Here is a 12,098-nt window from a genome sequence, read left to right as displayed (position 1 = left end):
CTATGAAAACAGTAGATCCGATCACCCTTGCGGTGGTCCGGGGTGCGCTGGAAACAGCGCAGCGCGAAATGACCTTGACGTTGGAAAAGACCGGCCGCTCCAGTGTGTTCAACCTGGCACATGATTACTCGAACTCGTTGTTCGATCACCTCCCCGAAATGATCCTGCAAGGCCAGGACATCCCCATCCACCTGGGTTCACTGATCCCCGCCATGAAGTGCGTGGCCGAGTTTTTCGGTGACGATATCGCCGAAGGTGACGTGATCTACCACAACGACCCGGCGTACAAGGGCAGCCATATCCTCGACTGCTGCATGTACAAGCCCGTGTACTACCAGGGCGAGCTGGTGTTCTGGACCGTGTGCAAGGGCCACCTGACCGACATCGGCGGCCCGGTACCGGCCGGCTACAACCCGGACGCCAAGGAAATCTACGCCGAAGGCCTGCGCATCCCGCCCGTGAAACTGTGGGAAAAGGGCAAGCGCCGCGAAGACGTGATCAACTTCATGCTCACCAACATGCGCGCCCGCCCCTATCAGGAGGGCGACCTCAACGCCCAATACGGCGCCTGCAAAGTCGGTGAGCGGCACCTGCTCGACTTGCTCGACAAGTACGGCGTGGAGCAGGTGCGTGCCTGCATCGCCGAGCTGAAGAACATGGCCGACCGCCACATGCGCGCCTTGCTGCGTGACGTGCCGGACGGCCACTACAGCGGCACCGCCGTGCTCGAAGACGCCGGCCACGGCCTGGGCGAACTGGCCATCACCGCGCATGTCGAGATACGCGGCGAGCAAGCCCATGTGCGTATCGAAAGCCCGCCGCAGGTGCCCTACTTCATCAACTCCTACGAGGGCAACTCGGTGTCGGGTGTGTACCTTGGCCTGATGATGTTCGCCCAGGTCGCACCGCCCTACAACGAAGGCCTGTATCGCTGCGTCACGGTCGATGTCGGCGCCAAGGGCACGCTGTGCAACGCCCAGGAACCGGCGCCCCACGTCAACTGCACCACGACTCCGATGGAAACCTTGGCCGATGCCGTGCGCACGGCACTGGAGCAAGCCTCGCCGCAGCGGGTCACGGCCTCCTGGGGCCATACCAGCGGCATCAACATCGCCGGCCACGACCCACGTAACGGCAACAGCGAGTACGTGACCATGGTCCTGGCCTCGATCATTGCCGGCGCGGGGGCCAACAAAGTCATGGATGGCTGGCATGCCTGTGGGCCGCTGTGCTGCTTCGGTGCCTTGATGAGCGGTGACATCGAGCTGCTGGAGCACGCCTACCCGATACTCATCCACCGCTACAGCCTGATGGCCGACAGTGGCGGCGCCGGTGAATTTCGCGGCGGCTCCGGCACCCGCCTGGAGATCGAGCCCCTGCAACACGCAATGACCGTGGTCGGCTTCGGCGAGGGCCGCCAACTGCCCACCGCCGGCGCCGCCGGGGCCCGCAATGCCCTGCTGGAGCCCAAACTCGGCCGCCTGATCCACCGTCATGCCGATGGCTCGGAAGACCACTACACCCAGAACCCCATGCTCACCCTCCAGCCCGGCGAGCGGATCATCAACATCAACCCGGGGGGCGGCGGTTATGGCGACCCCCTGCGCCGCCCGGTAGCCGCCGTGCTGCAAGACCTGCGCAACGGCCTGGTCTCGCCCCACGGCGCCGCCCTGGAATACGGCGTGGTCGTCGATGCTGACGGCCACCTCGATGAAACCGCCACCCGCCTTGCCCGCGACCTGCACTGACCGGAGACCCATCATGCGCAATCAATATCGCCTGGGCATCGACGCCGGCGGCACCTTCACCGATTTCATCCTGGCTGACCGCGATGGCGGCGTGCAGCTGTTCAAAGCCCCTTCCACGCCGCAGGACGGCACCTTGGCCATCCGCGCGGGCCTGGCGCAAATCGCCGACGCCACCGGCCGCACGCCGGCCGAGATCATCGCCAACTGCGACCTGTGCATCAACGGCACCACGGTCGCCCTCAACGCCCTGATCGAGCGCACCGGGGTCAAGGTCGGCCTGCTGTGCACCGAGGGCCACGAAGACAGCCTGGAAATCCGCCTGGGCCACAAGGAAGAGGGCCACCGCTATGACGCCCACTACCCGCCGGCGCACATGCTCGCCCCGCGTCACCTGCGGCGCCCGATCGGTGGCCGGATCCTCGGCGATGGCCGCGAGCACAGCCCGCTGGACGAGCGCGCGGTGCATGAGGCTATCGACTACTTCCGCGCCGAAGGCGTGGAAGCGGTGGCCATTTCCTTCCTCTGGTCGGTGCGCAACCCCAGCCATGAGCAGCGTGCCGCCGAACTGGTCAGGGCAGCGCTGCCCGGGGTGTTCGTTTGCACAGGCGTTGAAGTGTTCCCGCAAATCCGCGAATACACCCGCACCTCCACCACCGTGGTCAACGCCTACCTGAGCCCGGTGATGGCGCGCTACGTGGCGCGTATCGACAGCCTGTTCGAGGCGTTGGGCGCCCAGCAACCGGTGCGCTACTTCCAGTCCAACGGTGGCCTGGCGCCCGGCCACCTGATGCGTGAGCGCGCGGTCAATGCCATCAACTCCGGCCCGGCTTCGGCGCCCCAGGCGGGGCTCTCGGTCGCCCGCCCGTTTGGCATCGACAACGTCATCACCGTGGACATGGGGGGCACCTCGTTCGACATCACCCTGACCAATGCCGGGCGCACCAACTTCAGCAAGGATGTGGACTTCCTGCGCCAGCGCATCGGCGTGCCGATGATCCAGGTGGAGACACTGGGTGCCGGCGGTGGCTCCATCGCGCACCTCGACGAGTTCGGCATGCTGCAGGTCGGCCCCCGCAGTGCGGGCGCCAAGCCTGGCCCGGTGTGCTACGGCAAAGGCGGCAGTGAGCCCACCGTGACCGACGCCAACCTGGCCCTGGGCTACCTGCCAGACCGTGCGTTGCTGGGCGGCAGTATTACGCTCAATCGCCAGGCTGCGCTGGAGGCCATCCGCAGCAAGATCGCCGAACCGCTGGGCATCAGTGTTGAGCGCGCCGCGTTTGGCATTACCACCCTGGTCAACCTGAACATGGTCAACGGCATCCGCCGTGTCTCCATCGAACGCGGCCACGACCCGCGCGACTTCGCCCTGATCGGCGCGGGTGGCGCAGCGGGTATGCACGTGGTGCGCCTGGCCGAAGAAATTGGCATGCACACCGTGTTGATCCCCAAGGTGGCCTCTGGCTTGTGCGCCTTCGGCCAGATCCTTTCGGATGTGCGCTACGACCAGCTCACCAGCCTGTCGATGCGCCTGGACGCCGAACATGCCGACCTCGCGCAGCTCAACCAGGCCCTGGCCGAACTGCGCCAGCAAGGCTTGGCGAACCTGCGTGAAGACGGCTTCGGCGACCAGGCCAGCAGCTGCCACTACACCCTGGAAATGCGCTACAGCGGGCAGATCCATGAGTGCAGCGTGGAGCTGGAGCGTCACAGCCTGGACAGCGACGGGCTGGCAGCGTTGATCGAGTCCTTCCACGCTCGCCACCAGACGCTGTACTCGTACAGTGAGCCCGACAGCCCGGTAGAACTGGTCAACCTGGAGTGCTCGGTGATCGGTCACCTGCCGCGCCCACCGCAGCCAGAACTGCAGGGGCCGGCCCAGCCACCTGCTGCAGTCCCAGCGGGCGAGCGCCCGATGCTGTTCAGTGCCGACGGCGAGTGGCAGCACACCCCGGTGTTCAACGGTAACCACCTGCTGCCTGGGCAGACGGTGCAAGGCCCCTGTGTGATCGAGGAGGACACCACCAACATCGTCGTGCCGCCAGGCTGGCAGGCCTGCCTGGAACCTTCGGCCACGTACCGGGTGACACGCGGGGCTTGATCAAAGGGTCGGCACGCGCCGATCATGGGCGTGACACCCGCCCGGCAGCGTTGCGCTGCCGGGCGTTTTTGCACAATAACAAGAGCTGCTTGAGTAGCTTGCCTGCAGTTCCTTTTTTCAATGCTGCCCTCTTTGAAAAAGGACAACCCATGCCCACAGAACTGTCGACCCACGGCTGGCCGCAACCCGAACGCCAGGCGCGCTGGGCCGAAGCCATCAACGACACCTACTTCCCCTTGAGCCTGGAATTTGCCGCCGGGCAACCCTTCGATGGCCACCTGCAGCGCTGGAGCACCCCCAGCACGCCGCTGAGCCTGTCACGCCTGCGCTCCAGCCAGCTTGGCTATTCCCGCAGCAAGGCGCACATCGGCCAGGACACTGACGCGTTTTACCTGGTCACCGTGCCCAGCCGCAGCGAGGTGCACTTCGAGCAGGATGGCCACCCAGTGAGCTGCCGCCCGGGCGGTTTCATCGTCGAACGCGGCGACGCGCCTTACCGTTTCCATTACCGGGCCGAGAACGACCTGTGGGTGCTGAAACTGCCTGAACGCGCGCTCAAGGCCAACTTGCTCGGGCACAAGCGCTACACCCGCCACTGCTTCGACGCCAGCCAAGGCCTTGGGCGCATCTTTGTCGAGCAACTGGACCTCTGCGCGCGCCACTTCGACGCCAGCCCCGCAGCCGCCCGCCACCTGTTGCTGGAGCAGGCCAGTGCGACCCTGCTGCTGGCCTTGCAGCAGGACGAACGGGTGCTGGGCAGTGAAGGCTCCAACCTCAGCACGTTGCACCTGACCCGTGTCGAGCACTACGTGCTGCAAAACCTCGGCGACCCCGACCTGTCACCGCAAGCCGTCGCCACGGCCTGCGGCCTGTCATTGCGCTACCTGCACAAGCTGTTCTCGATCACGCCCTATACCCTGGGCGAATGGGTGCGCCAACAGCGCCTGGAGGCAGTGCATCGCCAGCTGTGCGACCCGCACTGCCATCTGTCTATCGGCCAACTGGCGTTTCGCTGGGGTTTTGCCGACCAGGCGCAGTTCACCCGGGCCTTTCGCCAGCGCTATGGGTGTACCGCCCGCGAGGTGCGCGCGGCGCGCGCGCACTGAAGGCGGCGGCGCAGGGATGCGCCGTGCTCACTCGATCGCCGTGGTATCGACCTCTTTCCAGCTGTCATCCGGGTCGAAGCGTTTCATCTCCTTGGCCAGCCTGTCCCCGTGTGGCCCGAGGTCTTTCTCGAAGACCTGGCCGTCATGGCTGATCATGAAGCTCATCACCCCTGTGTCGTCATACTTCGCTGGCCAGGCGATCAGAGCAAAGCCGCGGCTCATCTGGTTGCCGATCAAGTAGCTGTAGGCGCCACCGGGGGCCGAAGGGCCTTGCGCATCGAGGATGCGGAAGTGGTAGCCATACCAGTCGTCACCCACCACATCCTGGCCGAACAGCGGCCCCAGCGGGCTGACCTGCCCATCACCTTCATCGTCCCAGTACAAGCCGTCATGCTTGCCAGGCTCGCTGAAAATTTTCTGCGCGTATTCCAGCGCGCCATTGCCGTTGCGGTCTTGTGAGGCGTAGTCCATCTGCGCGTCGTGGTACGCCAGCATCGACTGCAGGGCGCCCAGTTCGTTGCGGCCAATGCGCCGGGCGCGGATTTCGGCACTGCCGGCCTTGAGGTCGAAACGCCAGCCCTGGCTGCTTTTGCTCAGGGGTATAGGCAACGTCCAGTGATCACTGCCCACCGCCAGTATGGCCTTGCCCTGGGCCGTCATGTCGATGCTGTGCTGCGCGCGATACTGCTCCAGGAAGGTGTCCACATCGCTGCGTTGCACACCCCCACGCGGGATGTAGGTACGCCAGTCATCGCCCAGCAACTGGGCCAGTCGGGCTTCATCAGGTTGCTCCTGGCCCAGTGCCGCGACGAACGCCTCCACGGCCTTCTCTGGTGTCGGAAAAGCGTCTTGCGCAGCGGCCAGGGATGACCAGGCCAGGCCTGCAGTGAGCAGCAATGCCCCGAGTAATGGACGGTTCATCGACGGCCACCTCCCCCGCGGCGTGCAGGCGCACTGGGCCGGGAGATCTGGTGCCCGGCGGCACGCGATGCGTTCGGCCGCTGGGCGAACGACTGGCTGGTGCGGCCGCGGCTGGCCTGCGCGCTGGTGCGCGACGGCGAGCGCACGCCATCGAAGGCATTGTTACGCGCCCGGCCTGCGGTATTGGCAGGGCGGTTCTGCGCCCCTTGCCGCGCCTGGCCTTCGCCTTGTCTGCGTGAGTTCACCTGGTTGTTCTGCTGCCGGCCTTGGGTATTACGTGTGTCCTGTCGGCGGTCGGCTGGCCGTGCCGCGTCGTTACGCGATTGCATGCGATTGCCGACCGAATTGCCCGCCTGCGCCTCGCGCACCTGCTGGCGGGCCTGGCGGTTGCTGGTGGCCGGCCGCTCGATGCCAGCCCGGTCCATTGAAGCCCTGGCGTTGTTGCGTGCCTGGGCACGCTGGGCATCGTCGCCACGGAACGCGGTACGCTGGGTAGCACCGTCCAGCTGGCGACCATATTGCTGGCGGCTGCGGGCATCGCGGTAAGGCACACCCTCGCGGTTCGCGGCGTTGTGCTGCCATTTGTTCTGGTTGTTGGTGATGCGGTTGTTGCCGTTGATGTTGTTGTAGCGGTTGACGTCGATGTCGATGTCATTGTTGCCCCAGTCACAGTCGCCCCACAGCGAACTGACAATCGCCACGCCCGTACCGAAGGCCAGGCCCGCCACCAGCGCAGAACCGGCGTAGTACATCGGCGGTGGCGGGTAGTACACCGGCGGCGAGGCCGGATAAGCCCAGGTGCCGTAGGTGGTGGTGGGGTTGTAGCTGGGCACGTACACCACTTGCGGGTCGGCCGGCTCGATAATGATGGTGGTGGGCGGGCTGCTGGCCGGGGCCGCCTGCTTGCTGCTACCACCGCTGGAAGCCGGCGCTGCCGCCGGAGCCGCCTGCACGGTCACATTCTGGTACTGGTTGCTCTGCAGGTTGCCGGCCGCCTGCGCTTGATGACGCAAGCGCTGCACGCCGGCCATGACATCGTCGGGTTGCGCGAGAAAGGCGTCGCCCAGGCGTTGTACCCACACGGGGTCCTGGCCCAGGGTCGCCAGCAACTGCGGGAAGGCCACCAACGCCTGCACGCTCGGGTCCCACGGCTGTTTCGCCACCTGCTTGACCGCATCGTCGCCAGAGGCCTTGGGGTTGGCCTTGGACCAGGTCACGGCTTCACTCACCTGCCCCGGGTAGGTGGCGGCCATCAGCACCTGGGCCAGCAACGCGTCGGGGTACAGCGCGATGGGTGCGAGCATCTGGTCCAGTTGCTCCTGGGTGAACACCGCCTCCTTGGCCGCGAGCGTGTCGGCTTGTGGGGCTGGGTCCGGCGCGGGTACCTCTTCTGCCAGCACCCAGCCGGGTGCAGCGCTCAGGCACAGCACCGCCGAAAGGACGGCAATCAATGGCATGCGCATCGCTAATCCCCATGAGGTCAGACCGCGTGGGTTAAGGGTAGCAATGGCAATCCGTTTGACCAGCAGAGAGGGCGCTAACTTTTCGCACTGATGGTTGTATCGATAGTGACTATCGAACGAGGCAATTTCTACTGATCGGCCCGGCCCAATAACCTAGCGCCATTGATTCGAACTTGGCGAATCCCCGCACCCCGGAGCTACCCGATGAATACCCTGGCCCGCCTCTCGCTCACTGCCCTGGCCGCTACCGCCATCGCCCTGTTGGCCGGCTGTGCCAGCCACCCCGAACTGCGCCCGTACAGCGCCGAAGAAACCCGCCAACTGCAACTGGAAGCCTTGCAGCGCCGTGGCCTGTCGCTGGACGACTATGAACAGCAACGGCGGGTGATCCAGCGTGCCAACGACCTGCCTGTGGTCACTGAAGCCGCCGACGCTGCCCCTTCGACCAAAGGCTGAAGGCCATAGCCAACGGTTCCCTCCTCCCGCCTGCGCAGGTATCCTTTACCGCTCAACCGCAAGCCTTCCAGGACGGAGACCATGACCAGGCCCCTTCTGTTGCTGAGTGCTGCACTGCTCTTCAGCCCCCTGCTGCTGGCCCAGCAAATGAAACGCGAACTGGGCGACATCGACTTCACGCTAGGCACCACACCCTCCCGCAGCATGGCCCAAGGGCTGATTTCGCCCAGCGCCATGGGCGCATTCCATGGTGGCCTCGACCTCAGCCACCGCAGTGGCTGGTACCTGGGCCAATACGCCCCGAGCATGGGCGTCACCCCAAACTCCACCCTGCGGTTGGACAGCTACCTGGGCTACAAGCACCACTTCGACAGCAGCCTGGGTTACGAGGTGGGTTTGATTCATTACAGCCAGCCCACTGTCGCAGGGCCCGACAGCTACGCTCTGTACGGCGGCGTGTCGGTGCTGGGCAGCCGCTTTGGCGGGGCGCTGCGCGACAACCCCGACAACCGCACCGGCACCCTCTTCGCCGACTTCGGCCAATTGCCGCTGTTCGACGTCGACCTCACCGTCAAACTCGCCCATCACCGTTTGGGCACGCCGTTCACCATTGGCGATGGCAGCCAGGTGAGTGCCTTTTCCGACTGGTCGCTGGAACTGTCGCGGCCTTGGCTGGGCATCGACCTGAACCTGATCTACAGCAACTCCAACCTCAGTGGCGGCGGTTGTGATGCGTATTCGGGGATCAACACGTATTGCGAAAGCGTAGTCACGCTCAAGGCGCAGCGCAGCTTCTTTTAACGGCGCGGTGCCAGGGCCAGCGCGATACCGCCCAGCACCACCGCACACGCCACCAGCAAGCGAATCGACAGCGGTTCACCAATCAGGCAAACCCCACCCACTGCGGCAATCACCGGCACACTGAGCTGCATCGTTGCCGCCTGTTGTGCGCTGACCTGCCTGACCACGCCGTACCACACGGCATAACCCGCCCCCGAGGCCAGCACGCCCGAGGCAAGCGCATACAGTAAACCGGGTGCGGTCAACTGCGTGCCGCCACCGACCCACAACACGGGTGCCAGCAGCACCAGGCATGGCAGGCTGCGGGCAAAGTTGCCGGCGGTATCCGCCAACGGCCTGGGTGAGCCTTTGCCCAACAGCGAATAGACGCCCCACGCCACGCCCGAGGCGGCCATCAGCAAGGCGCTGGGCAAGGGTGGCGCCTCTGCACCGGGCAACAACAGCACCAGCAGGCCAGCAAAGGCGATCAGCATGCCCAGCAGCATCCGCGGGGTGATGCGCTCGCCTTTGTACGCGGCAAAACCAAACATGGTGATCTGCACGGCGCCGAACAACAGCAACGCACCTGCGCCAGCGCCCAGTTGCAGGTACGCCGCAGAAAACAGGAATGCATAAAGGAACAGCGCCAGGCCGCCTCTCCAACTGCCGCCCTGGGGGACTGCGGGCTTGCGTAGCCGTATCAGCAGCAAGAGGAACAGCGCACCACTGGCCAGGCGCACCACCGTGAACGATGCGGGGTCGATAGCCCCGTCCCGCAGTGCCAACCGGCAAAACACCGAATTGGCGGCGAAGGCCACCAGGCTGAACAGTGCGGGCCAGAGCCAGGCCCTGGCCTTGCGGTCGGTAAGCGTGGTGGTGCCGGTGCTCATGGTGGGGTCACCTCTGAGAGGGTTATTGTTGTTATATCGGCCCTGCAGCTACCGATATACAACAGAGTGTTTCCCTGGCGCCACCCCCGAGTGGCAGCCGCTACAGCGCTGCCACCGCGTCGATCTCCACCAGCATGCCGCCCAGCGCTAGCCGAGGCACGGGTATCAGTGTGCAGGTCGGTTTCATGACCGGGCCCCAGGCCCTGTCAGCCTCGGCCACCCATTGCTGCAGACGCGCCTCGCTGTGATCGACGATCAGCAAGGTCAGCTTGAACACCTGTGCCAGGCTGGCGCCTTTGGAGGCCAGGGCCGTCTCGAGGTTGGCCAGGGCCTGTCGGGCCTGGTCGGCGAATGCCGGCGACAGATGCCCGCTGACGTCCTCGCCGCCCTGGCCGGCGATATACAGCAAACGGCTGCCGGCAGGCACTTCTGCGACATGGGAATAGGCATTGCCACTGGGGTCATACAGCCCTGCAGGGTTGGACAGCTGGAAAGGTGCTGAACGGGACACGGTGAATACTCGAACGGAGAAAAGTGCCGCCAAGTATCAGACCTCGAGTTAGCTTGAGGTCAAGCGCGCTGTAGGACTTTTCACATGACGCGGTCAGCGTGTTGAACCACGTGTGTGTTTTCAGCGGCGTCTGCCTGCCGCTAGAGTGCAAAACCCGGCACGGAGGCCTGCCCGCAACAAGGAAAGCGACAATGACCAAGCACCACTTTCAACTTGCCTACACCATTAACCCACGGCATGTTGGCGATGACGACGAGGCCGCCCGCGCCCGGCTGCACTTGCGCAAAATCGGCTGGGACACCGTGGACCACATCGAAACCACCCTGCTAGGCGTGGTCCAGCTTTACCAAAGCACCACGGCAGCCCGTGTCGATGAAGCCGAAAAGCAGATTCGCGACCGCATACACGAAGAGCTCAAAAGCCTGCGTGTGGTGTCGCGGGTGAAGTTTCACGGCAGCCTGATGGTCGACGGCCTGGGCCAGGCCATTCACTTCAGCATCGTGCCCTGAGCCGCGAGCAGTGACCGCACCAGGCGCCCCCGCGCCTGGTGCCATGGCCATCACTTTTCTTGCAGCACTGCCCTGCCCTTCACTGCTCGCGGCCCGCGCCACGCCCAGAACAACAGGCCGGGGAACGGCGCATAGACCACGAAGACGACCCACAGCATCTTGCGCTCGGCGCGGCGGTCACTGCCGATGATGTGCCAGATGGCCCAGATTTCCAACAGGATCACAAAGGCCGCGATGATGATCCAGATCGTTCCGATTTCCATGAGCGCTCTCCCATTTGGCATGTAATGGGTTGGGTTGCCTTGGGCGCTGAGGGTTCAGATTGATTTCCCGGGGAACGTGCCGTCGGGCTTGCAGCGCCTGTTGGATCGAGCGCCGCGATGGCGGCGCTTCGCAGCACAAGGCTGCTCCTTGTATCTCGACTTTCTCTTCCAAAGAAGCGAAAGTTCTCGACTGATCATCGAGGGAAGGTCATGAAGCGGAGCTGCTCCGAGGGCATCGAGCCCGTATTGTAGATAGCGCTCTGGCCTTCCAACCCCACTCGACAAGTCCGAACGGTATCTAGTGCCCGCCCCCGGCGTGAGCAAGCATTAACAAGGTTGCACAGAGTGAAGGGTGATCGACTTTCGTAGTTTGAAGGAGAGGATCATGTCCATTTTTGTTGGCGTTGATGTCGCCAAAAGATCTTTCGACATTGCCACTACGCTGCCTAACGGGAAGAAGCGTACCAAGGCAAAACTGCCCAATGACTCCGGCGGGTTCGCGCAGTTCAGCGACTGGCTTGAACGCCATGCGGAGCCGGGAACCTGGATTGTCATGGAAGCCACAGGCACCTATCACGAAGCCCTGGCCGAGCACTGCCACACTCAAGGCTATCGGGTGTGCATTCTGAACCCGGCTGTGATCGCAAAATTCGCTGATGTAGAGCTTCGCCGCGTCAAAACCGACAAGGCTGACGCCAAAGTCATTGCTGCCTATAGTCAACAGAACGCCGCCTCGCTTCGCCAGTGGGAGCCTGAGCCCCCAGCACAGCGCCGCTTGCGCGCTCTGGTGCGACGCCTGGACGACCTCAAGGAAATGCGCCAGATGGAGCAGAATCGCTTGGATGCCGCACGGGACGCGGTACAGCAATCGATTCGAGACATAATCGGGCACATCACCGAAGAGCTGGAAAAGACCAAGAAGGCCATTGAACAGACGATCGATGATGATCCAGATCTGCGTAACCGACGTGACCTGATTACTTCGATTGACGGTTTGGGCGAGACCACTGCTGCGTTGCTGCTGGCCGAACTCGGCGATCCACTGAAATACCAAAGCCCTTCTGCGATTGTCGCGTTTTCAGGCCTGAATCCCGTGGTGCAACAGTCGGGAGAGTTCACAGGTCAGAGCAGCATTTCGCGTACAGGCAGCTCACGGCTGCGTGCGGGCTTGTGGATGTCAGGCGCTGTCTCGATCAAGCACAACCCAGTCGTAAAGGCGCTGGCAGAGCGGTTGAGCAGCCGGCATAAGGCGTATAAGCAGATCGTATGCGCGGCAATGCGCAAGCTGCTGCATCTGGTTTACGGGGTAGTGAAGTCGGGCAAACCGTTTGACCCCCAAATTGCTCTTGCGAG

At 64.1% G+C, this 12,098-nt stretch carries 12 protein-coding genes; 7 read left to right on the top strand and 5 right to left on the bottom strand.

Features of this window, described 5'->3' with window-relative positions; all coding sequences use genetic code 11:
- Window positions 1-2: 2 nt before the first annotated feature.
- From capB to QOS90_RS12635, 3 genes are all read left to right on the top strand, one after another.
- Entirely contained in the window at window positions 3-1,748 is a 1,746-nt protein-coding gene (capB, locus tag QOS90_RS12645) for a caprolactamase subunit beta (protein WP_085272975.1), read from the top strand.
- A 13-nt stretch (window positions 1,749-1,761) separates the two neighbouring features.
- On the top strand, window positions 1,762-3,846 hold the full coding sequence (capA, locus tag QOS90_RS12640) for a caprolactamase subunit alpha (RefSeq protein WP_085272976.1): 2,085 nt from the start codon (window positions 1,762-1,764) through the stop codon (window positions 3,844-3,846).
- A gap of 149 nt (window positions 3,847-3,995) precedes the next feature.
- Window positions 3,996-4,952, top strand: coding sequence for an AraC-like ligand-binding domain-containing protein (locus tag QOS90_RS12635; RefSeq protein ID WP_085272977.1), 957 nt, complete (start codon window positions 3,996-3,998; stop codon window positions 4,950-4,952).
- Between the two features lie 27 nt (window positions 4,953-4,979).
- Here the strand turns inward: QOS90_RS12635 and QOS90_RS12630 are convergent, their stop codons facing one another.
- Complete coding sequence (locus QOS90_RS12630; protein WP_085272978.1) at window positions 4,980-5,873, bottom strand: DUF2950 domain-containing protein; 894 nt, start codon at window positions 5,871-5,873, stop codon at window positions 4,980-4,982.
- Complete coding sequence (locus tag QOS90_RS12625) at window positions 5,870-7,336, bottom strand: DUF3300 domain-containing protein (protein WP_085272979.1); 1,467 nt, start codon at window positions 7,334-7,336, stop codon at window positions 5,870-5,872. Before QOS90_RS12625 ends, QOS90_RS12630 begins: the two co-directional genes overlap by 4 nt.
- A gap of 204 nt (window positions 7,337-7,540) precedes the next feature.
- On the opposite strand from QOS90_RS12625, the gene QOS90_RS12620 reads away from it, so the two are divergent.
- A complete protein-coding gene (locus tag QOS90_RS12620; RefSeq protein WP_027593517.1) occupies window positions 7,541-7,792 on the top strand; it encodes a hypothetical protein in 252 nt (83 codons plus the stop codon).
- Window positions 7,793-7,873: 81 nt separating this feature from the next.
- Window positions 7,874-8,593: a TorF family putative porin gene (locus QOS90_RS12615; RefSeq protein WP_085272980.1), complete on the top strand. Its 720-nt coding sequence runs from the start codon at window positions 7,874-7,876 to the stop codon at window positions 8,591-8,593.
- Here the strand turns inward: QOS90_RS12615 and QOS90_RS12610 are convergent.
- Window positions 8,590-9,462: a DMT family transporter gene (locus QOS90_RS12610; RefSeq protein ID WP_085272981.1), complete on the bottom strand. Its 873-nt coding sequence runs from the start codon at window positions 9,460-9,462 to the stop codon at window positions 8,590-8,592. The two genes, QOS90_RS12615 and QOS90_RS12610, sit on opposite strands and share 4 nt — an antisense overlap.
- Before the next feature lie 100 nt (window positions 9,463-9,562).
- Complete coding sequence (locus QOS90_RS12605; RefSeq protein WP_027593520.1) at window positions 9,563-9,973, bottom strand: RidA family protein; 411 nt, start codon at window positions 9,971-9,973, stop codon at window positions 9,563-9,565.
- A gap of 191 nt (window positions 9,974-10,164) precedes the next feature.
- Here QOS90_RS12605 and QOS90_RS12600 point away from each other — a divergent pair, with 191 nt between their 5' ends.
- On the top strand, window positions 10,165-10,482 hold the full coding sequence (locus QOS90_RS12600; protein ID WP_085272982.1) for a hypothetical protein: 318 nt from the start codon (window positions 10,165-10,167) through the stop codon (window positions 10,480-10,482).
- Window positions 10,483-10,532: 50 nt separating this feature from the next.
- Here QOS90_RS12600 and QOS90_RS12595 read toward each other — a convergent pair whose 3' ends face one another.
- Complete coding sequence (locus QOS90_RS12595; protein WP_027593522.1) at window positions 10,533-10,745, bottom strand: PLDc N-terminal domain-containing protein; 213 nt, start codon at window positions 10,743-10,745, stop codon at window positions 10,533-10,535.
- Window positions 10,746-11,130: 385 nt separating this feature from the next.
- On the opposite strand from QOS90_RS12595, the gene QOS90_RS12590 reads away from it, so the two are divergent.
- The coding region (locus tag QOS90_RS12590; RefSeq protein ID WP_085272983.1) for an IS110 family RNA-guided transposase at window positions 11,131-12,098 on the top strand (968 nt) is incomplete at its 3' end.

It is taken from the genome of Pseudomonas sp. LAIL14HWK12:I10 (genome assembly GCF_900184205.1).
In the GTDB taxonomy this organism is placed as follows: Bacteria; Pseudomonadota; Gammaproteobacteria; order Pseudomonadales; family Pseudomonadaceae; genus Aquipseudomonas; species Aquipseudomonas kermanshahensis.
Note: the sequence above shows the minus strand (reverse complement) of the source record. Positions and strands in the feature narration are given on the sequence as shown.

What these genes read in the sequence shown, in the direction of transcription:
- capB (WP_085272975.1), top strand. Translation starts at nt 3, where the DNA reads ATGAAAACAGTAGATCCGATCACCCTTGCGGTGGTCCGGGGTGCGCTG.
- capA (WP_085272976.1), top strand. Translation starts at nt 1,762, where the DNA reads ATGCGCAATCAATATCGCCTGGGCATCGACGCCGGCGGCACCTTCACC.
- QOS90_RS12635 (WP_085272977.1), top strand. Translation starts at nt 3,996, where the DNA reads ATGCCCACAGAACTGTCGACCCACGGCTGGCCGCAACCCGAACGCCAG.
- QOS90_RS12630 (WP_085272978.1), bottom strand. Translation starts at nt 5,873, where the DNA reads ATGAACCGTCCATTACTCGGGGCATTGCTGCTCACTGCAGGCCTGGCC.
- QOS90_RS12625 (WP_085272979.1), bottom strand. Translation starts at nt 7,336, where the DNA reads ATGCGCATGCCATTGATTGCCGTCCTTTCGGCGGTGCTGTGCCTGAGC.
- QOS90_RS12620 (WP_027593517.1), top strand. Translation starts at nt 7,541, where the DNA reads ATGAATACCCTGGCCCGCCTCTCGCTCACTGCCCTGGCCGCTACCGCC.
- QOS90_RS12615 (WP_085272980.1), top strand. Translation starts at nt 7,874, where the DNA reads ATGACCAGGCCCCTTCTGTTGCTGAGTGCTGCACTGCTCTTCAGCCCC.
- QOS90_RS12610 (WP_085272981.1), bottom strand. Translation starts at nt 9,462, where the DNA reads ATGAGCACCGGCACCACCACGCTTACCGACCGCAAGGCCAGGGCCTGG.
- QOS90_RS12600 (WP_085272982.1), top strand. Translation starts at nt 10,165, where the DNA reads ATGACCAAGCACCACTTTCAACTTGCCTACACCATTAACCCACGGCAT.
- QOS90_RS12595 (WP_027593522.1), bottom strand. Translation starts at nt 10,745, where the DNA reads ATGGAAATCGGAACGATCTGGATCATCATCGCGGCCTTTGTGATCCTG.